The organism is Microcystis flos-aquae FACHB-1344 (assembly GCF_014698375.1).
In the GTDB taxonomy this organism is placed as follows: Bacteria; Cyanobacteriota; Cyanobacteriia; order Cyanobacteriales; family Microcystaceae; genus Microcystis; species Microcystis aeruginosa.
Map to the genome: position 1 here is coordinate 1 of NZ_JACJSW010000176.1, position 19,418 is coordinate 19,418.

Genomic DNA, 19,418 nt, shown 5'->3' on the forward strand with positions numbered 1-19,418 from the left:
ATAAAGGGCTTTCAGACTATCGGTTAGTTGAATCAGGGATGCTGGTTTCATGCGAGTTCCTCACTCTGAGGATTTTCCCATTATTATAGGATCAATCATTCTCTGTAATTCTCTTAACGGCATTTTCAAGGGCAATATACCCGCAATTACTACACCTTTTAGAACTGGGAAACCATCTATCTATTTCGATGTAATTTCTCCCATACCAACGGCATTTGTAGGCTAATTGTCTAGTGATTTCACCCCAGCTTACATCAGATATTGCCTGAGATAATTTCGGGTTTTTGACCATATTCTTGACGGCTAAATTCTCAACCACTCCCCGCTTGGGATTTACTTCGAGAAGCCCAAAATCGCTGAAACCCAGATAGATCAAGGAAAATCATAAATCGAGGTTAACCCTTTGTCCCGTAATGGTTTGAGCCTTTTTTGCTGACCGAAAACGCCTAAGTCCCATTAGGAGTCAGGAGACAGGAGACTCCGAGACAGGAGAGGAAGTCAGAATAACAGAATGACCTGGCGTGCCTGGAAGCGGAACCCTTTGCGTTCGTCTCCGGAAAGTGCAAGGGTTTTGAGTCCCTCGGAGCGATTTCTCAACGTTTGTTTCTGGCACTTTTTTGGCTAAAAAAGTCTCAAAACCGTTTTCTAGTAAGGCTTCCAGTAATTTTCAGCCAACCCTAATTAGTTAATACCAATAACTAGAACTTTGTTGGGGTTCAGGGGCAAAAGCTAACCAGTAGGGGAATTGTAAAAGAGCGAAATTGAGCCGTTCTTCGGTATCATCGATGATAATGAGCGGTGAATACTTATCCTCGATTAAACGTTCCGCTTTTTGAATTAAAGCTTCGGGAGACTCAAAGAGAACGATGCCGCGGTCTGGTCCAAAATCGGCGCGGGAAATGCCGAGACAATCTTGGAGGCCGCGCCGCCATTCGCCTAAACGTTCGGGACTATTAGCCAGAACTAGAGAACGGAAGCGATCGCCCTGTAATTCCGCCATAATCGAGATAATTGCCGAAGCCACCAGAATATTCTGGAGACGGCTGCCCATACCGCGAACAGTACCCCGGCCCCCCTGTTTAAAGAACCACTGTTGCACCCGTTCGGCGTGAATTGGTTCAAAAGTGCGCCGTAATTGCCAAGGGGGACCGTAATAGTCAGGACGACTGCGATAACGGTCTAAAAGAGTTTGGATGCGCTGATTTTGCTCAGAAAAGCCCTGTCTAGGGGGAGATTGTCCCACCGGTTCCGATTCATAACCCGAACGGTTAGAACGACGGGGTTCTTGCCAATTATCCTGGCCTTGGTTACTGGTGCGGGGGGGACGGGGACTTTCTTCCCGATCATCCCGGCCTTTACTGCCACGGGATGGGCGCGGGTTTTCCTCCCGTTCGGTCCGCAGGGGAGGTTCCACGGAGCGGGGGGATTTTTCGGGGGTTTCAAAACGGGGTAATTCCAACTGTTCGGCAGCCGCAGCCAAATCCTGTAAACTGCCCACCAGATAGTCTTTAAATCCCTGAACCCGCACGGCTATGTCCTGGGAGACTCCGGCGAAATTACTCCGCATTTCCTGCCGAATACGCTCACGACGGCGTTCTAACTGTTCGATCGCCAATTCTAAAGCCTGTTTGCGTTGTTCTAGGTCTTTTACGCCTTCCTTGAGCATTCTTTCGATTTGAGCTTTGATATCCCCTAGTTCTTCGGCGATCAAGCGTTCTCTTTCCGCTTTTAATGCCGATATTTCTGCCGCTAGGCTCTGTTTTTGCCGTTCTAGAGCCTCGATTTCTGCCCGTAGAGGTTGCGCCTGCGCTGCGGGAACTAATTCGCCTTCGGGGGCGATTGCCGATGGCAGGGGATTCTCTACCGGGCGATCGTTCCAGAGATCGTCAAAACTAAAGTCTTCGACAGATTCATTGGGTAAGTCTGTCATTTTGTCAAGGGGTAAAACATTAAAATCTTCTGAATTCATCGGCTTTAGAAATGCAGAGCGAACAAAGGGCCAAGGCAGGCAATTAAGACGCTATTAGCTAGATTTTATTTTATCTCAATCTTAGTTCGCTTCTGAGTCGATCGCTGGCGATGCTGCTAAAGGATAGTATTTTTCGAGGCACAGTCTCAGGGTTGCGCTGTCAAAGATAATGGGCAAAAAATGAATGCTGTTAATTTCTTTGAAATAAAATAGGATCGGGACTTTATTCCAGAAAATACGCCAATTTTGCCATTCTTGGTAGGGAAAGGAGCGAATTTGTTGCCCGGACAGATAGACATCTAGGGAAGTGGGGGTAAACTGGAGACGAATGCGGGTAGTCTGGAACATCAAGAATAGCCCTAACAGGGAGAAAATTATTCCGAGCCAGACCTGTAAAAAGAGTAAAGGCAGCGATAAAATTACCAAAAACAGGGGAATTCGATAGTTAGGAGCCAGTTCGATCGTTCCTGTTACTTCTTGCGGGGAAATAGTTTTCATCGGTGTCCCTATCGGCAGTGAGCCAAAATATCTTCGCTTCTAGTTTATCGCATTGTTTTTCGAGAGGCGATCGAAATAATCGAGACTCGATCGGGGATGATCTAGTGGTGTCATGGCATCGTAGAAGGAGACTTTACCCCCATAGGCGCGCCGGAGATTAAAATCAGTTAAGACCTTAGACCGTTGATCGGCGAGGATCAATTCTTTATTTAAGAGGATTAAATCAGCAAAATAGGTGATAGATTCGCCTAAATCATGGTTAACCACCAGGACAATTTTATTTTCTTGGGCTAACTCACCAAAGATATTAAAAAGGATGCCCTCGGTTTTTTGATCTACCCCAACGAAAGGTTCATCAAAACAGAAAATCTCCGCTTCTTGGGCCAAAGATCTGGCTAAAAAGACTCTTTGCTGTTGTCCCCCCGACAGCTGACCGAGGGGACGATGGCGTAAATCAGCCATTTCCACCCGTTCTAGGGCATTTAAAGCCTGTTGACGACTAATATGGGAAAAAGGACGAAACCAACCGGTTTTTCTGACTCTCCCCATCATTACCACATCCCAAGCGGTGACGGGATAGGTCCAGTCGATTTGAGATCTTTGGGGAACATAAGCGACTTTATCCAGTTGTTCCTGTAGAGATTGCCCTTGATAGTTAACGCTTCCCTGTTGTACGGGAATTAATCCTAGCATGGCTTTGATCAGGGTACTTTTGCCCGCGCCGTTGGGACCGATAATACCGGTTAATCGTCCTGGATGAATTTTCAGGGTGATATCCCGTAGGGCTTCCACGCCGCGATAATATACTCCTAGATGACTAACTGTAATTGTCCTTTGCATAGTTGTTACCCCGAGTCTCCAGTTCTAGCATAGCTAAAAATGAGACAATTATGAAGCAACCATGAAAAGATTATGAAAGATAGGCGGGGTGAGATTAATCGCCACTCAGTAAAGCTTCCACGAATTCGTAACTGGAAAAGGGCCGCAGATCCTCGATTCCTTCCCCAGCACCGACAAAGCGAATCGGTAGGTTAAGCTGACGCGCTACGGCAAGGGCAACACCCCCTTTAGCTGTACCATCGATTTTAGTCAGGATCACGCCGCTTAATTGGGCAGCTTCCGAGAAAACCTCGGCCTGTCGCAGCCCGTTTTGTCCTAAAGTGGCATCGAGAACTAGAAGGGATTCCACCACGGCACTCTCGGCTTTTTTGTCGATAATGCGGCGAATTTTGCTTAATTCTGCCATTAAGTTCTTTTTATTCTGCAATCTTCCCGCCGTATCCACTAAGAGTAATTCTATCTCCCTGGATTTAGCGGCTTCGATACCATCGTACACCACGGCGGCTGGGTCGGTATTTTTGCCCGGGTTGGCAATGACTTCAACTTGCGATCGCTCTCCCCAAACTTTCACCTGTTCCACGGCAGCAGCGCGAAAGGTGTCGGCAGCGGCGATTATACAGCTATAGCCAGATTGTTTAGATAAATGTGCTAATTTGCCGATAGTCGTTGTTTTACCGACTCCGTTAACTCCTGTGAGCATCCAGATATTTAATTTGCCTTTTTCTGGCTCAAAACCGGGGTTGCTATAATTGGCTAAAGGTGCATCTAAAATCTCGCGGATAATTTCTTTGAGATATTCGATCGCTTTTTCGGGGGGCAAAGCTTCCTGTTTTAGCTTATTTTGGAGGGTAGTGATAATATAATCGGTGGCATCTACCCCCACATCGGCCTGAAGCAATAAAGCTTCGATTTCCTCCACCGCGTCTTGATTGAGGGGACCCTGACCGACCACGGCCTTAAGCTGATTGACCAAGCTGCGGCGCGTTTTGCCTAAACCCTGACGCAATTTTTTTAACCAAGTGATTTCTTCTTCCGAAACGTCCTCTGCTTGTCGTCCCTGATTGGCTAAAACTTTGGCGGACCAGATAAAGTCCTCATCTGGTTCTGTAGGGGTTTCGATGGCGGTTTCTTTGAGAATTTCGAGGCGATCGGATTTTTTCAGCCATGCGGGGGTATTATCCTCGGTTTCTTCTTCTTTAACTGGTTCTTGCTCTTGCGGAGGTTCCGTTTCAGCAATGGATGTTTCAGGGGTTTCGCTCACGACGGCCTCGGCCGTGGCTTTTTTCTCTTGAATATTTTTAAAGGCTTTTTTGGCCCAATCTAAATAGTCTTCCTGACTGGTTGCCTCGCTGGGGGTTTCCTCTACGGGTGCAGGGGGTGCTTGTTCTTGTTCGGGTTGGACTTTCTGACGACGGAACCAGTTAAACATAGGAGAAACTAAACATAAAACTATTTATCTAGTTTATTTTAACCCTTGGCGTGAGCAATTTTGATAGTTATATTTTTAATTGTGGATTTCTCAGCATTTTTTGCCAGAGATTAAGCAAAAAATATGATCCGAGTAACTCAATTGATAACCTTGCTCAAGGATAACTTTATCTCTTTTTAGGGAAATGCTGTATCCTAGAAAATAGAATAGGAAGGAGAGTCAAAAATGTTAAGCGCTACTGAAACTAAATATTATACTCCCGAAGAATATCTAGCTCTGGAGGAAACATCCGAAGATAAAAATGAATATCGTCAAGGAGAAATTATCCCAATGGTAGGAGCCACCACTAATCACAATCAGATTTGTCTAAATTTTTGCCGTAATTTTCCCTTAAATATCAATAATCAAGATTATTATACCTATATGGAAACGGTGCGTTTATGGCTGTCAGATTATAGTATTTACACCTATCCCGATGTGATGGTGATTAAAGGTCAACCTCTCTATCAAGGGAATAGTCAATCTAACGTGATCAATCCTTTAATTATTGTCGAAGTTCTCTCTAATTCTACCCAAGCTTATGACCGAGGGGATAAGTTTAAATTCTATCGTTCCTTGCCAACTTTTCAAGAATATATTCTGATCGAACAATCTAGTTATAGTGTGGAACGTTACTATAAACAAAAGGATGATCAATGGTTAATTGATTTCCTTACGGGGGAAAATGCGGTTTTACAATTGGTGTCGGTAGATTGGCAGATTTCTTTTCAAGATTTATATCAAAGAGTAAATTTCGACCTAGCAGAAACCTAAAATTAAGAGAAAGGTGAAAAAGAGTCGCTATCAAGAAACTAATTATCTCAAAATAGCTAATCTTTTTTGGTATAATAGACGGACTACTATATGTTAAATCTATGGAAGCTCTAGATTTTTCTGATCAACTACAATGGACCGCAGAAGCAAAAGCAAAACTGAAAAATATTCCCTATTTTGTTCTTTTCCAAGCGCGTCAGCGGATTACTGAGATATTGAAAATACACTTTTCCGAACAACTCAATTGATAACCTTGCTCAAGGATAACTTTATCTCTTTTTAGGGAAATGCTGTATCCTAGAAAATAGAATAGGAAGGAGAGTCAAAAATGTTAACCACTACCGAAACTAAATATTATACTCCCGAAGAATATCTAGCTCTGGAGGAAACGTCCGAAGATAAAAATGAATATCGTCAAGGAGAAATTATCCCAATGGTAGGAGCTACCACTAATCACAATCAGATTGCTGGAAACTTCTATCGAAGATTTCCTCTGACTATCAATAATCAAGATTATTATACCTACATGGAAACGGTGCGTTTATGGCTGTCAGATTATAGCATTTACACCTATCCCGATGTGATGGTGATTAAAGGTCAACCTCTCTATCAAGGTAATAGTCAATCTAACGTGATCAATCCTTTAATTATTGTCGAAGTTCTCTCTAATTCTACCCAAGCTTATGACCGAGGGGATAAGTTTAAATTCTATCGTTCTCTGCCAACTTTTCAGGAATATATTCTGATCGAACAATCTAGTTATAGTGTGGAACGTTACTATAAACAAAAGGATGATCAATGGTTAATTGATTTCGTCACGGGGGAAAATGCGGTTTTACAATTGGTGTCGGTGGATTGGCAGATTTCTTTTCAAGATTTATATCAAAGAGTCAATTTCGACCTAGCAGAAACCTAAAATTAAAAGAAAGGTGAAAAAGAGTCGCTGTCAAGAAACTCATCATTTAATTAGCTTGGCAATGAATAGCTAATCTTTTTTGGTATAATAGACGGACTACTATATGTTAAATCTATGGAAGCTCTAGATTTTTCCGATCAACTACAATGGACCGCAGAAGCAAAAGCAAAACTAAAAAATATTCCCTATTTTGTTCGTTCCCAAGCGCGTCAAAGGATAGAAGAATTAGCTCGTCATGCCGGTTCCGATCGAGTTACCGTGGAAATGGTAGAACAGGCTAGAGTAGAATTCGGACAGTAGATTTTTAGCCGCCAATTTGGGACATAGTACGGGTATAAATGCCGCTTGATGTGCCAGAATCACGCAGTTTAAAGTTTATTTCTGCTTTCAGTTCCATTAATTTCTGGACTTTTTCCCTGATTTCTGCCGGCGAAATTCCCTGACGGAGGGCGGTTTTTAGGTCAATTTGTCCGGTTTCGTTAAGGAGACAGGGACGCAACCAACCATCGGCCGAGAGACGTAGGCGGTTACAGCGATCGCAAAAACATTCCGACATCTGACTGATAAAGCCAATTGTACCCTTAGCCCCCGGAATTTGAAAAACATCGGCTGGACCATTTCCCCGCACTTGACCCTCATTTAAGCCCCATTTTGCCCGAATTCGCCCCCTTAATTCCTCGTTCGCGATCCAAGCTTTTTCTTGAAATAAATCACCGTTACCGATGGGCATAAACTCGATAAAACGGACGTGCCAACGCTTCTCGATGGTCAAAGCCGCTAAATCCTCCACTTCTGCCTCATTTATCCCCGGAATTACCACCACATTCAATTTTAAGGGGTCAAAACCCACTCTCTGGGCCGCTTGAATACCTGCCCAAGTTTTTTGCCAACGACTCCGGCCGCGATTACCGATAATTTTATCGAAAGTGTCGGGGTCGAGGGAGTCTAAACTGATATTAATCCGTCTTAGTCCGGCTTCATACAACATTTCGGCTAAATTGTCAAGTAAATAGCCATTGGTGGTCAAGGCTAAATCGCTAGTAGCAGATAAAGAGGCGATATCGCGCACAATCTCCACTACTTCGGGATGTAAGAGAGGTTCCCCACCAGTAAGGCGAAATTTGCGGAAACCGAGGGGAATAAAGACATTTTTGACTAAAGTAAGAATTTCCTCCCGGGTGAGTAAATCTTGCGGTCGAACATAGGCCAATTCTGCATCCTCAGGCAGACAATACTGACAGCGAAAGTTACAGCGATCGATTAAACTAATCCTGAGATAGTCGATTTGGTTCATGTTCACGGGCAAATACCGTTATAAAACTTCATGAATTTATCATAACAATTCCGGCTCGATCGATATCTAGACATCGGCTACATCTAGATTTTAGTCTATGATGACAATAGATTTGCTCAATGGCAAGAGCAAATAAAGATTGGTAAGTTTGATAATTTTTCTTGATTGTACTTAAGTAGGTAGGCGTTAAAAATTATCAGACACCCCCCTTATCAAGGGTAGGGTTGATTCATGAATCAACCCTACCTTATCAAGGGGGGCAGGGGGGATCGAACCTAAAATCGATTTTTAATTTAATTATAACCAGCTACTTAACACCAGCAAGAAATATTAACCAATCCTCTAGATATAGACAAACAGAATACTATCTAAATTGAGCGAGCCAGTAATGCTATGATCAAAAAATAATTATCTTGAGATGGTAATTTGTGTGATGTTACCTTTTTTACTACCCATTGCCCAAACTCCTCCTATTGTAGAAATAATTCGACCGGTGCAGGTGCGTCCTTTACCGAATCAACTAGATCAAGTTCCCGTTTTTAATAGTAATAGTCCCGAATTATTGCTAGGAGAAGGGATTTTGCTTTCGACTTTTCCCCCCCAAGAGAAAAGTTTTCCCTCGGCCCATTTAAATTATGCTTTTCAGGGACGCTTTGATATTTTTGCCCACCATATAGCGAGGGGGAGTTTTCCCGATAATTTACGCAGCCTTTATCTGGGTATATTACTCCACAATCCTAGTTCTAATCCCGTGACCGTTAAAATTCTGCAAGGAGCTAGTTATTTGAGTCAACCCGATGCAGCTTTTATCGATTTACCCGCACAAGTGGAAAATAATCAGGGGACGGTTTTTGCTGGGCCGGGAAGTCGGGTAATGGGGGATATTTTAATGGGGCAGCGTCAGGATATTTTTCCCGATAGGATTATTATTCCGGCGGGGGAGAGTGTTATGGTCTTAAATGCGGCGATTCCCGTGCGCGATTTGACTCCCCCTTTAAACGGTAGGTCCACTTATCTCCGTCTGGAAAGTGACGGTCTTCTCTACGCTGCTAGTTTAGCTCTTTATGCACCCTTAGACGAAAATGGGCAGGAAAGACCACCAAATCTGACAGAGTGGCAAAATTTGCTAGAAAAAGGCAATTTATCGACTCCGCGGGATCGAGCGCCCACTCCTCCCCATAGTCAAGGACAGATAATTTATGGACGGGTAGCGGGGGTGTCCCAAGGTTCAGCTTGGCCAGCCCGATTGGTCGATCGAGCTTCTTTATGGTTAAATATTCCTGATTCTGGTCAATCTATAGCCTATGGGATTAGCACCCTACCCGGGGGCAAATTGGGAACGGAACAAAATCAAAGTGCTAGTATGTTAGTTCGCTATCCCGATACGGCCTATCAAGCTCATGGTAATTACGGTGTGGAATATAGGTTAAGTTTACCTCTATTTAATCGAAGTGATGAGGCGAAAACAGTGACTATTGCGCTAGAAACACCGATTAAAGAGAATGTTATTGGGCCGGGTTTGCGTTTTCTCGATCCGGCTGCCCCACAAGTGTTTTTTCGGGGAACAGTAGCCGTCAATTATAGCGATGACCAAGGACAGGCACAAAGCAGATTTTTCCATCTCGTCCAAAGACGCGGACAAGAGGGGCAATCTTTAGTGACTCTGACTATTCCTCCCGGGGATTGGCATATAGTACAGGTAAATTTTTTATATCCACCAGATGCGACTCCTCCGCAGGTTTTAACGATTAAGACCGAGTAGAACAAGTTTAAAATTGGCCGTTAACGATCGCAATATTCCATTGACCGTCTTGGTTGGTTTCAAAGGCAATTTGGCGACCATCACCGCTAATGGTGGGATTGCGGACGCTTCCTCGCAGGTTAGCGGTTAACAGGGTTGCACGGGACTGGGAACGATCATAAACCATGACATCACTTTTACCGCGTTCGCTGGAGATATAGGCAATTAAACGACCGTCAGCATTCAGAGATGGCTGATCTTGGCTAGAATCGCCACGATTTAGGTTAGGAAGATTAACTAGGCGCTTTTCTTGCAGATCGAATAAATATATACTACGACGACCGGAGCGATCGGAAGCGAAGGCTAAATAGCGACCATCAGCACTATAACTGGGGAATTGATCGGGAGCAAAACTATTTAAACCACCGGCGGGAACTTGAGGAGTGATCAAAAGAGGAGAATTACAGCCACTTATCCCCGATAACAGCCCAAAAGAGGCCAAAAATCGCCCCAGCCAGACAAAAAAATTTTTTTCTTTCATCTTGACTTTTGACCCCAAATGTGCTAGTAACTTTCTTCCTTGCCGACGGTTTTGAGGGTAAGTAGTTGATTGCCTTGACTGAGACTATCGGCGATCGCTTCTCGAATCGGCAGGTCAATAGTGGTTTCAGCGAGGATTTCTTGGGCTTTTTGCCGCAAATCTGCCCCAGTATCGGCATCTACTTGGTCTAGATCGAGTAATTCTTGCGATAGCTGTTCGATCGAATTCGGGTTAGTCATAGCTCAGGCTCCCAACAAGCTTAATTACAATGCCATGGTAAAGAGGATCCCTCTCTACCATGGGATTTTTTGGCTTTAATTCAGGATTGATCCCAATCCAACTTGAAAAACCCAGTTATGAATTGTTTCCCACTTCCCCACTTCCCTCAAAAAAATTTTCCCAGAGGTGCTTGACATAACCCTGATGATGAAGTTACAATCAGAAATGTGGCAAAAATGGGATTGTAGTTCAATTGGTTAGAGCACCGCCCTGTCACGGCGGAAGTTGCGGGTTCGAGCCCCGTCAATCCCGTAGAAATCTAGATTAGAGTCGCCCAGGGCCAGTTAACCTGTGGGCAGTAGGGTAAATAAACACGATCCTACTGCCTAGATTTCTTCTAATTTACCGATAAACCGGCATTAGCTTGAATATAATCGGGTAATTCAATCTTTACCGGTTGTACCCGCCAGATTTCCTCGCAGTATTCCCGAATCGATCGATCGCTAGAGAATTTTCCCATGCGGGCCACATTAAGAATCGCTAAACGACTCCAATGTTCTTGATCTTTATAAGCGTGACCGACTCCTTCCTGACAATCGATATAGGACTGATAATCGGCCAGTAACATATAGGGATCATCGTAGATAAGATTATCCACGAGCGGACGGAATAAACTACTATCACCCCGGCTAAAAAATCCCGAACCAATGAGGTCTAATACTGCCCGCAATTCTTCGTTATGGTAATAGTATTCTTGGGGATTATAACCGGCGGCTTTCTTAGCATAAACCTCCTCGGTTGTCAAGCCAAAAAGAAAGAAATTTTCCGCTCCCACCTCTTCACGAATTTCGATATTTGCCCCATCGAGAGTGCCGATAGTTAAGGCCCCATTCATGGAGAATTTCATATTACCGGTTCCCGAAGCTTCTTTCCCGGCGGTGGAAATTTGTTCAGACAAGTCGGCAGCTGGATAAACCCGTTGACCGAAGGTGACATTATAATCGGGTAGGAAAACCACTTTTAAACGTCCTCCAATCGTCGGATCATTATCGATCACTTCTGCCACAGAATTAATCAATTTAATGATTAATTTTGCCATAAAATAACCCGGGGCTGCCTTACCACCGAAAATAAAGGTACGGGGGGTAATATCGAGATTGGGATTATTTTTGAGACGATGATAGAGAGTGACGATATGTAAAACGTTGAGATGTTGCCGTTTATATTCATGAATGCGTTTTACCTGCACATCAAAGAGGGTACTAGGATCAACTTTAATGCCGACTTTTTTAGCGATATAATTGGCTAAATCTGCCTTAATATCGTATTTAATTCGTCGCCAATAGTCCCGAAATACCCCATCATCCACATAGTTTTCTAAACCGCGTAAATCCTCCAGATGTTTAATCCAATTTTCGCCGATTTTTTCGGTAATGGCAAAAGTCAAGCGGGGATTACTAGAAACTATCCAGCGCCGGGGAGTAACTCCATTGGTTTTGTTGCTAAACTTTTCGGGAAAGAGTTCATAGAAATCGCGCAGAACATCTTTTTTCAGTAATTCTGTATGGAGGGCTGCCACCCCATTAATTGCCTGGGAACCCACACAGGCAAGGTGAGCCATACGGACGTATTTTTCGCCGCTTTCATCGATTATAGATAAACGGGACATTTTGCCATCATCATGGGGATAAATAATGCGAATTTTATCCAAGAAACGATAGTTAATTTCGTAGATAATTTCCATTAATCGGGGGAAAAGACGACCAAAAATACTCAAAGGCCATTTTTCTAAAGCTTCTGGCAAAAGAGTATGATTGGTGTAAGCGAAGGTATTTTGAGTAATAAACCAAGCTTTATCCCAATCGAAATGATGCACATCAATTAACAAGCGCATTAACTCGGCTACCCCGACGGAAGGGTGAGTATCATTCAATTGTACTGACCATTTTTGATGAAAATTATCGAGACTGGGGTTCTCATGTAAGTGAATACGAATCAGATCCTGTAGGGAACAGGAAACAAAGAAATATTGCTGTTCTAAACGCAGTTCTTTGCCTTGAATTGGTTCATCGTTAGGATAGAGAACTTTACTGATATTTTCCGAGTGAACTTTATTATCCACCGCACCATAATAATCGCCGCGATTAAAGCGACCAAAATCAAAAGATTCACAAGCTTCTGATTTCCAGAGACGCATGGTATTAGCGGTGTTAACTCGATAGCCGAGAATTGGGGTATCGTAGGGAATTCCTTTGACTACATAATCGGGAATCCAATGACTGCGATAATTACCATTTTCGTCGGTATAGGATTCGGTATAACCGCCAAATTTTACCTCTACCGATGATTCCGGTCGGGCAATTTCCCAGGGATTTCCATACTGTAACCACTTATCGGTTATTTCTACCTGCCAACCGTCGTGAATTTCTTGATCAAAGATACCAAATTCGTAGCGAATACCGTAACCAATAGCCGGAATTTCTAGGGTAGAAAGGGAATCTAAATAACAGGCAGCTAAACGACCTAAACCACCATTTCCTAACCCCGGTTCTTCTTCCTGGGCAATTAATTCTTCTAGTTTTAATCCCGATTCGCTGACAGCTTTCTGGACCTGTTCGTAGATACCGAGATTAATTAAATTATTAGCCAAATGGGGACCGACTAAAAATTCGGCCGAGAGATAACAAACGGTTCTGACATCTTTTTTTAGATAGGTTTGTTGGGTGGTTAACCAACGCTGCAATAAACGATCGCGGATGGTATAGGCTAGGGCCATGTAAAGATCGTTTTTGCTGGCTAATTCCGGTAATTTACCTTGAATATAGAGTAAATTATCCCTTAAAGCCCGTCGGATAGTTTCTGTGTCTAATCCCGTTCTGTCATCTTCGATGATAATCGGACAAACAAAACTCGTGTCTGGAGATGTATCCATAGGAGTGTTTTTACTGAAGATTGGCTGCTCTTAGTCTAAGATAACCCGCGCTGAAATTGTATCAAGAAAAGCTTAAATCTTGACTAAGATTAAGGTATAGTAATGACATAGTTAATAGGAAGTGAAAACAGGGGAAAGTTTGAGCAATGCGTGCTTTTGTGACGGGTGGAACGGGTTTTATCGGGGCGAATTTAGTGCGATTGCTTTTAGTCGAAGGCTACCAAGTGCGCGTCCTCGTCCGTCCCCAGAGTAATCTCAGAAATTTGCGGGGTTTAGACGTGGAAATTGTCCGGGGTAATTTAAATGATGAGAACTTATTTAAATTAATGGTCGGATGCGAAGTTCTCTTTCATGTAGCGGCGCACTATTCTCTCTGGCAAAAGGATAGACATCAACTCTACCAAAACAATGTTTTAGGTACAAGAAATGTGCTAGAATCGGCGCATTTAGCGGGAGTTGCCAGAATAGTTTATACCAGTTCTGTGGCGGCTATTGGAGTGGGTAAAAAGGGTGAAAGTGTCGATGAAACTTATCAAAGTCCCGCCCATCAATTGGTGGGTTATTATAAAAAATCAAAGTATTGGGCAGAACAGGAAGCATTGAAAGCAGTGCAAAGAGGACAGGATATCGTTATAGTTAATCCTAGTACGCCCATAGGAGCCTTTGATCTTAAGCCTACACCCACTGGCGACATTATTCTCCGTTTTTTGCGGCGAAAAATGCCCGCTTATGTGAATACGGGATTAAATCTAATTGATGTGCGCGATGTGGCCTGGGGACATTTATTAGCTTTAGAAAAGGGCAGAACTGGCGAAAGATATATTTTAGGTCATCAAAACACTTCTTTAAAAACTTTGTTGACAGAATTAGCCGAAATTACCAGCATAAATGCCCCGAAAATTGTTTTACCTTTTTGGATTCCTTTACTAATAGCTTGGCTGGATGAAAAAGTTCTTCCTGTCTTCGGAAAATCGCCCTCTATACCCCTTGATGGCGTGAAAATGTCAAAACAGTCCATGTACTACGATTCCTCGAAGGCAGTGCAAGAACTGGGCTTACCGCAATCGCCGATTAGACAAGCTTTAGCTGATGCTATCGATTGGTTTCAAACCAATGGAGACATTACTTATTAAGACTGAGTAGGAAGGGAAAAAGATGGTCTCAATTGTGCTGAAATGCTTAAGTAGTTAGGTGTTAAAAGTTGTCAGACACCCCCCTTATCAAGGTAGTAGGGTTGATTCATGAATCAACCCTACTATGAATCAACCCTAGGGACAGGGGGGATCAGACGCAAAATCTATTTAATAATTCATCTAGGAAAACCTGTTCTTGCTAAAATAACTCCAATTTTAAGCGCAATCATCCCCCCAAAAACACTGCCGAGCCAATAAATTAAACCGAAAGTCATGTTTCCCTGCTCTAAAAACTTGTTGACTTCCAAACTATAGGTGGAAAAAGTTGTATAGGAACCACAAAAACCCGTGGCAATCATCAATCCTAATTCTGGGGCAATTATGCGAATATTTTCCCTAACCATAGTAAAGATATAGGCAATAACTAAACAGCCAGAAAGATTAACAAAAAATGTTCCTAAAAATCCCCATTCTTGACCGAAAATACTTGTAATTAATTCTCCGATATAAAAACGACTCAAAGCCCCAAAAATAGCCCCAATCGCCACGAATAAACTATAACGTCCCCTGAAAAAATTCATGCTGTCTGTCCTGCCCTTAAATAGTAGATAAATTGGAGAATTAAGTAGCTGGTTATAATTAAATTAAAAAATGGATTTTAGGTTCGATCCCCCCTTAATCCCCCCTTGATAAGGGGGGCATCTGATAGTTTTTAACGCCTACCTACTTAACCTAGAAAAACTTGGGCAATGGCTGCCCCGATTCTCACGGCAATCAATCCGAAAATGATACTAGCAACGGCAAAAACAAGACTGAGAAAATTTTGTTGATTGCGCCAGAGGATCAGGATATCTAAACTATAGGTAGAAAAGGTGGTATAAGCTCCTAAAAATCCCGTTCTCACCATTAAATCTAGTTGGTGGGAATAAAAGGGAACACTGGGTAAAATAGCCCAAAAAAAGCCGATAGCTAGACAGCCAGTTAAATTAATAATAAAGGTTCCATAGGGAAAGCGCAAGCCGAATTTTGCTTTTGTCCATTCGGTAATATGATAACGAGATAACGCCCCCGGAACCGCTCCTGCTACAATTGCGAAAACATCGTTCAAATCTGACATTGTCTCTAATTTTTTTGCTATCTTTGCCTAGGCTCTATGATAATTGATGCGGTTATCGATCGCATGGCCGATATTTTCAGGGGTGTTATTGTTGAGGACAACCCTCTGACTTTAAAATAAAGGGATGAAAACTCAACCGCGTAAACGTTTTGGACAACATTGGTTAAAAGATGAATCGATACTCGATCGCATCATCAGCGCCGCTAATTTACAATCAGAGGATCGGGTATTAGAAATCGGTCCGGGTACAGGCATTTTAACCCGTCGTCTTCTCGATGGCGCTCAATTGGTTGTCGCTGTAGAAATCGATCGAGATCTATGGACAATTTTAAATAAAAAATTTGGCCAACAAGATAACTTTCATCTCATCCCAGGCGACTTTCTTACCCTTAAACCCGAGCAACTGCCGCCAGTTAATAAGGTAGTGGCTAATATTCCCTATAATATCACCGGTCCGATCCTGGAAAAGCTGCTCGGTTCGATCGCCCATCCCTTCACCCCCCCTTACCAGAGTATTACCCTCTTAGTCCAGAAAGAAGTCGCCGAAAGATTAGTCGCTGTCCCCTCCACCAAAGCTTACAGTGCTTTGAGCGTCCGCATTCAATACCTTGCCGATTGTCAATGGATTTGTGATGTCCCCCGGCGGTCTTTTTCCCCACCTCCCCAGGTTGATTCGGCGGTAATTCAGCTTTTACCCCGTGTTTTGCCGAAAAATGTCAGTAATGCTGCCTTTTTGTCCACTTTAATTAGCTGGGGTTTTGCCAACCGGCGCAAAATGTTACGCAATAATCTAAAAAATTATCTAGATAGCGATCGATTAAGCCAAATCCTGACACAATTAGAGATTAATCCCCTCGCTCGCGCCGAAGATCTCAGTTTATCGCAATGGATTGACTTGGCGGAAAAATTAGGTCAATTGCCAAAATTTTAGATTTTTTTTCTTGACAAATGCACAGTTATACCCTTCTAGCCCCCGCTAAAATTAACTTATATCTAGAAATCGTTGGCGATCGCCCCGATGGTTTCCACGAGTTAGTGATGGTGATGCAGACGGTGGCATTATGCGATCGCATCACTCTCCGGCCCAACGGATTGCAGGAATTCCGTCTCTTTTGCCATCATCCCCTCGTCCCCCAAGATAGCAGTAATCTCGCCCATCGCGCCGCCACTTTGATGGCGAGGGAATTCCCCCGCATCTTTGCCAATTACGGCGGCATCGATATCAGCATCGACAAATATATTCCCGTGGCTGCCGGTTTAGCGGGGGGGTCCACCAACGCGGCGGCGGTGTTAGTCGGCATCGATTTAATCTGGGAATTAGGCTTAACCCGTCCGGAATTAGAAACTTTGGCGGCAAGATTGGGCTCCGATACTTCCTTTTGTGTGACAGGAGGAACGGTTATCTGTACGGGAAGGGGAGAAATTCTCGATCCTATCGCTCCTCTAACCGGATTATGGGTGATTTTAGCCAAATACGATCATTTATCCGTTTCTACACCCTGGGCCTACCAAAGCTATCGGCAAAAATTTCAAGATACCTATCTGTCTTCTCCAGAGGAATTTCATCACCGTCGTCAGCAGGTGAGTTCTGGGGCTTTGGTACAAGCGATCGCCCAGAAAAAACCGGCCGCTATCGGCAAATTTATCCACAATGACCTCGAAAAGGTGGTTTTACCCGAATTTACCCTCGTAGCCGAGTTAAGACAGGTTCTGGGCGATTTAGGCGGCTTGGGAACGATGATGTCAGGCTCTGGCCCGACGGTTTTTACTCTCTGTTCATCTCAGGAAGTGGCGGAAACTATCGTTAAAGAGGCCCGGGAAATTCTCGTCGCTCCCGATCTACAATTTTGGATAGCTCCAATCACCGATACAGGCATTCAAGTGACTTGAGAAAATGACAATTAACCGCCTTTACCAAGACAACCAAACTCGCGGAATAATTGCCTCTCGATCGCTCATTTCTCGCCTTAAAATTTGCCAAACCTGCTGAAACCATTGTCGCACTTCACCGCTAGAATTACCCCGATAACGACACAAAAGACCATCTCCTAAAGTGTTAGTAACTCCCATCTCCCCTTCTAGGGAAAAATCTCTCACTTTCTCAATTAAATTTCTTCCCACTGGTTGACCGATATAAACTAAAGTACCGATCAGGGCGCTATCATTTAAACCAGAAAATCCCTCGATCATTTTACCACCCAACAGGCAGGAGCGATCAAGCCATAAAGGTTGTCCAGATCGCCAAATTTCCCAATTAGAATGCCATTCTCCCGCTAAAAATTTCTCCCCTCGCGCACTGCGACCAAAACGGGTAATTTCCCATCCCAACCAACTGCTATTTTCCCCTAAATCCACTCGCAAATGTTGGCGAAATGCTGCACCATTAAAGATAATTGTTTCTTGGGGTAGCCATTCTAAACCGGCATTGTCATCGATTTTAATCTCGATTAATTGCTGTGCCATCTGACCATTACTCTGGTAAACTTTTCCAGCAGAAGCAGTGGTAATCAGGGCATTAGTAGCGGCTTGGAGATGAATTTTTTGTTGAAGAACATCACCCCCAACTATTCCCCCCGCCGTGTGTAAAATCACCGTGTGACAAAGGTTTTTTCCCTCGGGATAAAAAGGTCTTTGTACTTTTAAAGGGGCGGTAGCATAGAGGTGATTAATCTCGGTTGCGAGATTTTTTTGCTTGTAAATTAGTTCTAGGTTTCCCTGCCACATTATTGATCCTCGGTCATGGTTTCTAGAAATTGCCGATAATTTTCGGGACTGAGATTAATTTTAACTTCTATTTGCTGTTCTTTATCCCTGAACAGTAAAATATATTCACTTGCCGCTTTTTTGCCGACCATGAGAGGATTTTTTAGCTCGAATTTTTGATAAACCAGATGGGGTTTCGTCACCCGAATAACTAAACTAGCTTGGGATTGGGGATAAATATATAACTGCTCCTGTTCCCGATCTAAAATTAATTGTTTAGGTGTCATGCTTCTTTCGTCAGCAAAAGTAGATTTATGCCAATAGAGGGTAATCCCACGAATTTGGGGCATTTGAATGCTAAATTTTTCATCAAAACCTTGCCGCTCCCAATTAATATCTTCCAGAGAGCCAGTATCGGGAATTAAACGCTGTTGCCAGAAGACTTCCTTAAGATTTAAATCTTGCCACCATTGGCTAATAATTTGGAAATTCTCCAGATTATCGGGGTGGGGATTGGCACTTTGCCAGAGGAGAGGAGTAAGCATTTTGGGGGAATTTTTGCGCTCGGAAAATCAGGATAATAGCGTTCGCTAGAGTTAAGGGATCATTAAGCTCAATCATCATCGATTCTTGAGCTGCCGATCGGGCCATAATATTAACTCTCGATCGCATTTTTATTTTATCCTAAATTATCGAGGGAAAAACTGCTAAAAGTGGTCTTCATCGGCGATCGTCAGCCGCCAGCCCAGAAAACTGAGGGAAGATCAGATAGCATTCCCACAATTTTGCAGGTTGAAATTCTAACACCGACTAACCGGTGCTTAGGATACAGGTATGAGGTAATCATCCCCTTTTCTATGGACGATCTAGACACAGACGTAGATGATACCACGGACGATAATTCCGAGGATAGTTCCTTTTCTTGGAATGATTCTTGTCAGTATATTGATGGAGATCAAGAACTTCTCTGGAAAACCGAATTTGGACTAACAAGCTTTAATAATAATGGTGAGCCAATATTTGTTTGCTATTCTTGGCAATACTACCTTGCTGCGACAGTCAAATATACCTGGAAATTCATCGCTAAATTTACCTCCAGAAATGCAGTGGGTTTATGCTATTTTAAAAGGGATTCGTCTTCTTGGCAAAGCTCCGATCCGTCGCACATCAAGACGACAGCCTTCCTTATTAAAGGTGGCAAGTCAGAAGATTATCGATTTCTCAACGTTTGTTTCTGGCACTTTTTTGCCTAAAAAAGTGGCAAAACCGTTTT

22 protein-coding genes, 1 tRNA gene and 1 pseudogene are annotated in these 19,418 nt (G+C 43.3%); 10 read left to right on the top strand and 14 right to left on the bottom strand.

Going from position 1 to position 19,418, the window contains the following annotated elements:
- Nucleotides 1-91 precede the first annotated feature (91 nt).
- From H6G48_RS16760 to ftsY, 5 genes and pseudogenes are all read right to left on the bottom strand, one after another.
- Nucleotides 92-319, bottom strand: a pseudogene (locus tag H6G48_RS16760) (zinc ribbon domain-containing protein); the annotation flags it as partial.
- Between the two features lie 366 nt (nt 320-685).
- Complete coding sequence (locus tag H6G48_RS16765) at nt 686-1,969, bottom strand: DUF3086 domain-containing protein (RefSeq protein WP_190722576.1); 1,284 nt, start codon at nt 1,967-1,969, stop codon at nt 686-688.
- An 81-nt stretch (nt 1,970-2,050) separates the two neighbouring features.
- Nucleotides 2,051-2,467: a DUF3119 family protein gene (locus tag H6G48_RS16770; RefSeq protein WP_002761589.1), complete on the bottom strand. Its 417-nt coding sequence runs from the start codon at nt 2,465-2,467 to the stop codon at nt 2,051-2,053.
- Between the two features lie 39 nt (nt 2,468-2,506).
- Complete coding sequence (locus H6G48_RS16775; protein ID WP_190722577.1) at nt 2,507-3,307, bottom strand: metal ABC transporter ATP-binding protein; 801 nt, start codon at nt 3,305-3,307, stop codon at nt 2,507-2,509.
- 94 nt (nt 3,308-3,401) lie between these two features.
- Complete coding sequence (gene ftsY, locus H6G48_RS16780; protein ID WP_190722578.1) at nt 3,402-4,736, bottom strand: signal recognition particle-docking protein FtsY; 1,335 nt, start codon at nt 4,734-4,736, stop codon at nt 3,402-3,404.
- A gap of 225 nt (nt 4,737-4,961) precedes the next feature.
- Between ftsY and H6G48_RS16785 the strand changes: the two genes are divergently transcribed.
- The 4 genes from H6G48_RS16785 to H6G48_RS16800 all read left to right on the top strand — a co-directional run bounded on the left by H6G48_RS16785 (nt 4,962) and on the right by H6G48_RS16800 (nt 6,765).
- Nucleotides 4,962-5,549 (top strand): Uma2 family endonuclease, encoded by a 588-nt coding sequence (locus H6G48_RS16785; protein ID WP_190722579.1) that lies wholly within the window; start codon nt 4,962-4,964, stop codon nt 5,547-5,549.
- 101 nt (nt 5,550-5,650) lie between these two features.
- On the top strand, nt 5,651-5,797 hold the full coding sequence (locus H6G48_RS16790; protein WP_190722580.1) for a PCP reductase family protein: 147 nt from the start codon (nt 5,651-5,653) through the stop codon (nt 5,795-5,797).
- A gap of 80 nt (nt 5,798-5,877) precedes the next feature.
- A complete protein-coding gene (locus H6G48_RS16795; protein WP_190722581.1) occupies nt 5,878-6,465 on the top strand; it encodes a Uma2 family endonuclease in 588 nt (195 codons plus the stop codon).
- A 114-nt stretch (nt 6,466-6,579) separates the two neighbouring features.
- Nucleotides 6,580-6,765 (top strand): PCP reductase family protein, encoded by a 186-nt coding sequence (locus tag H6G48_RS16800; RefSeq protein ID WP_002771508.1) that lies wholly within the window; start codon nt 6,580-6,582, stop codon nt 6,763-6,765.
- 4 nt (nt 6,766-6,769) lie between these two features.
- On the opposite strand, the gene moaA is transcribed toward H6G48_RS16800, so the two are convergent.
- Nucleotides 6,770-7,759, bottom strand: coding sequence for a GTP 3',8-cyclase MoaA (gene moaA, locus H6G48_RS16805; protein ID WP_190722582.1), 990 nt, complete (start codon nt 7,757-7,759; stop codon nt 6,770-6,772).
- 418 nt (nt 7,760-8,177) lie between these two features.
- Between moaA and H6G48_RS16810 the strand changes: the two genes are divergently transcribed.
- Nucleotides 8,178-9,521, top strand: coding sequence for a DUF3370 domain-containing protein (locus H6G48_RS16810; RefSeq protein ID WP_190722583.1), 1,344 nt, complete (start codon nt 8,178-8,180; stop codon nt 9,519-9,521).
- Nucleotides 9,522-9,528: 7 nt separating this feature from the next.
- Here H6G48_RS16810 and H6G48_RS16815 read toward each other — a convergent pair whose 3' ends face one another.
- Both H6G48_RS16815 and H6G48_RS16820 read right to left on the bottom strand, forming a co-directional pair.
- Entirely contained in the window at nt 9,529-10,041 is a 513-nt protein-coding gene (locus H6G48_RS16815) for a TolB family protein (protein ID WP_002782737.1), read from the bottom strand.
- Between the two features lie 23 nt (nt 10,042-10,064).
- Nucleotides 10,065-10,280 carry a hypothetical protein gene (locus H6G48_RS16820; protein WP_002761575.1) on the bottom strand — a complete coding sequence of 72 codons (216 nt, stop codon included), beginning with the start codon at nt 10,278-10,280 and terminating at the stop codon, nt 10,065-10,067.
- A 218-nt stretch (nt 10,281-10,498) separates the two neighbouring features.
- Here H6G48_RS16820 and H6G48_RS16825 point away from each other — a divergent pair.
- Nucleotides 10,499-10,572, top strand: a tRNA-Asp gene (locus H6G48_RS16825).
- Nucleotides 10,573-10,657: 85 nt separating this feature from the next.
- Here H6G48_RS16825 and H6G48_RS16830 read toward each other — a convergent pair.
- Nucleotides 10,658-13,192 (bottom strand): glycogen/starch/alpha-glucan phosphorylase, encoded by a 2,535-nt coding sequence (locus H6G48_RS16830; RefSeq protein WP_190722584.1) that lies wholly within the window; start codon nt 13,190-13,192, stop codon nt 10,658-10,660.
- Nucleotides 13,193-13,338: 146 nt separating this feature from the next.
- Between H6G48_RS16830 and hpnA the strand changes: the two genes are divergently transcribed.
- Complete coding sequence (hpnA, locus tag H6G48_RS16835; RefSeq protein ID WP_190722585.1) at nt 13,339-14,325, top strand: hopanoid-associated sugar epimerase; 987 nt, start codon at nt 13,339-13,341, stop codon at nt 14,323-14,325.
- A gap of 176 nt (nt 14,326-14,501) precedes the next feature.
- Here the strand turns inward: hpnA and crcB (H6G48_RS16840) are convergent, their stop codons facing one another.
- Both crcB (H6G48_RS16840) and crcB (H6G48_RS16845) read right to left on the bottom strand, forming a co-directional pair.
- On the bottom strand, nt 14,502-14,906 hold the full coding sequence (gene crcB, locus H6G48_RS16840; RefSeq protein ID WP_190722586.1) for a fluoride efflux transporter CrcB: 405 nt from the start codon (nt 14,904-14,906) through the stop codon (nt 14,502-14,504).
- A gap of 146 nt (nt 14,907-15,052) precedes the next feature.
- Nucleotides 15,053-15,442: a fluoride efflux transporter CrcB gene (gene crcB, locus H6G48_RS16845; protein WP_190722587.1), complete on the bottom strand. Its 390-nt coding sequence runs from the start codon at nt 15,440-15,442 to the stop codon at nt 15,053-15,055.
- Nucleotides 15,443-15,566: 124 nt separating this feature from the next.
- Between crcB (H6G48_RS16845) and rsmA the strand changes: the two genes are divergently transcribed.
- Nucleotides 15,567-16,373 carry a 16S rRNA (adenine(1518)-N(6)/adenine(1519)-N(6))-dimethyltransferase RsmA gene (gene rsmA / locus H6G48_RS16850; protein WP_190722588.1) on the top strand — a complete coding sequence of 269 codons (807 nt, stop codon included), beginning with the start codon at nt 15,567-15,569 and terminating at the stop codon, nt 16,371-16,373.
- Between the two features lie 17 nt (nt 16,374-16,390).
- Nucleotides 16,391-17,332 (top strand): 4-(cytidine 5'-diphospho)-2-C-methyl-D-erythritol kinase, encoded by a 942-nt coding sequence (gene ispE, locus H6G48_RS16855; protein ID WP_190722589.1) that lies wholly within the window; start codon nt 16,391-16,393, stop codon nt 17,330-17,332.
- 21 nt (nt 17,333-17,353) lie between these two features.
- On the opposite strand, the gene H6G48_RS16860 is transcribed toward ispE, so the two are convergent.
- From H6G48_RS16860 to H6G48_RS16870, 3 genes are read right to left on the bottom strand one after another with little or no spacing between them, the layout of a single operon-like run.
- Nucleotides 17,354-18,166: an urease accessory protein UreD gene (locus tag H6G48_RS16860; protein ID WP_190722590.1), complete on the bottom strand. Its 813-nt coding sequence runs from the start codon at nt 18,164-18,166 to the stop codon at nt 17,354-17,356.
- A complete protein-coding gene (locus tag H6G48_RS16865; RefSeq protein WP_190722591.1) occupies nt 18,166-18,690 on the bottom strand; it encodes a hypothetical protein in 525 nt (174 codons plus the stop codon). The genes H6G48_RS16860 and H6G48_RS16865 overlap by 1 nt, the downstream gene beginning before the upstream one ends.
- Nucleotides 18,644-18,817, bottom strand: coding sequence for a hypothetical protein (locus H6G48_RS16870; RefSeq protein ID WP_190722592.1), 174 nt, complete (start codon nt 18,815-18,817; stop codon nt 18,644-18,646). Before H6G48_RS16870 ends, H6G48_RS16865 begins: the two co-directional genes overlap by 47 nt.
- A 185-nt stretch (nt 18,818-19,002) precedes the next feature.
- On the opposite strand from H6G48_RS16870, the gene H6G48_RS16875 reads away from it, so the two are divergent.
- Entirely contained in the window at nt 19,003-19,398 is a 396-nt protein-coding gene (locus H6G48_RS16875; RefSeq protein WP_242034673.1) for a hypothetical protein, read from the top strand.
- Nucleotides 19,399-19,418: the final 20 nt, after the last annotated feature.

Excerpts from the sequence above, each read along its gene's own strand:
- H6G48_RS16765 (WP_190722576.1), bottom strand. The coding sequence starts at position 1,969 with ATGAATTCAGAAGATTTTAATGTTTTACCCCTTGACAAAATGACAGAC.
- H6G48_RS16770 (WP_002761589.1), bottom strand. The coding sequence starts at position 2,467 with ATGAAAACTATTTCCCCGCAAGAAGTAACAGGAACGATCGAACTGGCT.
- H6G48_RS16775 (WP_190722577.1), bottom strand. The coding sequence starts at position 3,307 with ATGCAAAGGACAATTACAGTTAGTCATCTAGGAGTATATTATCGCGGC.
- ftsY (WP_190722578.1), bottom strand. The coding sequence starts at position 4,736 with ATGTTTAACTGGTTCCGTCGTCAGAAAGTCCAACCCGAACAAGAACAA.
- H6G48_RS16785 (WP_190722579.1), top strand. The coding sequence starts at position 4,962 with ATGTTAAGCGCTACTGAAACTAAATATTATACTCCCGAAGAATATCTA.
- H6G48_RS16790 (WP_190722580.1), top strand. The coding sequence starts at position 5,651 with ATGGAAGCTCTAGATTTTTCTGATCAACTACAATGGACCGCAGAAGCA.
- H6G48_RS16795 (WP_190722581.1), top strand. The coding sequence starts at position 5,878 with ATGTTAACCACTACCGAAACTAAATATTATACTCCCGAAGAATATCTA.
- H6G48_RS16800 (WP_002771508.1), top strand. The coding sequence starts at position 6,580 with ATGGAAGCTCTAGATTTTTCCGATCAACTACAATGGACCGCAGAAGCA.
- moaA (WP_190722582.1), bottom strand. The coding sequence starts at position 7,759 with ATGAACCAAATCGACTATCTCAGGATTAGTTTAATCGATCGCTGTAAC.
- H6G48_RS16810 (WP_190722583.1), top strand. The coding sequence starts at position 8,178 with ATGGTAATTTGTGTGATGTTACCTTTTTTACTACCCATTGCCCAAACT.
- H6G48_RS16815 (WP_002782737.1), bottom strand. The coding sequence starts at position 10,041 with ATGAAAGAAAAAAATTTTTTTGTCTGGCTGGGGCGATTTTTGGCCTCT.
- H6G48_RS16820 (WP_002761575.1), bottom strand. The coding sequence starts at position 10,280 with ATGACTAACCCGAATTCGATCGAACAGCTATCGCAAGAATTACTCGAT.
- H6G48_RS16830 (WP_190722584.1), bottom strand. The coding sequence starts at position 13,192 with ATGGATACATCTCCAGACACGAGTTTTGTTTGTCCGATTATCATCGAA.
- hpnA (WP_190722585.1), top strand. The coding sequence starts at position 13,339 with ATGCGTGCTTTTGTGACGGGTGGAACGGGTTTTATCGGGGCGAATTTA.
- crcB (WP_190722586.1), bottom strand. The coding sequence starts at position 14,906 with ATGAATTTTTTCAGGGGACGTTATAGTTTATTCGTGGCGATTGGGGCT.
- crcB (WP_190722587.1), bottom strand. The coding sequence starts at position 15,442 with ATGTCAGATTTGAACGATGTTTTCGCAATTGTAGCAGGAGCGGTTCCG.
- rsmA (WP_190722588.1), top strand. The coding sequence starts at position 15,567 with ATGAAAACTCAACCGCGTAAACGTTTTGGACAACATTGGTTAAAAGAT.
- ispE (WP_190722589.1), top strand. The coding sequence starts at position 16,391 with ATGCACAGTTATACCCTTCTAGCCCCCGCTAAAATTAACTTATATCTA.
- H6G48_RS16860 (WP_190722590.1), bottom strand. The coding sequence starts at position 18,166 with ATGTGGCAGGGAAACCTAGAACTAATTTACAAGCAAAAAAATCTCGCA.
- H6G48_RS16865 (WP_190722591.1), bottom strand. The coding sequence starts at position 18,690 with ATGCTTACTCCTCTCCTCTGGCAAAGTGCCAATCCCCACCCCGATAAT.
- H6G48_RS16870 (WP_190722592.1), bottom strand. The coding sequence starts at position 18,817 with ATGCGATCGAGAGTTAATATTATGGCCCGATCGGCAGCTCAAGAATCG.
- H6G48_RS16875 (WP_242034673.1), top strand. The coding sequence starts at position 19,003 with ATGGACGATCTAGACACAGACGTAGATGATACCACGGACGATAATTCC.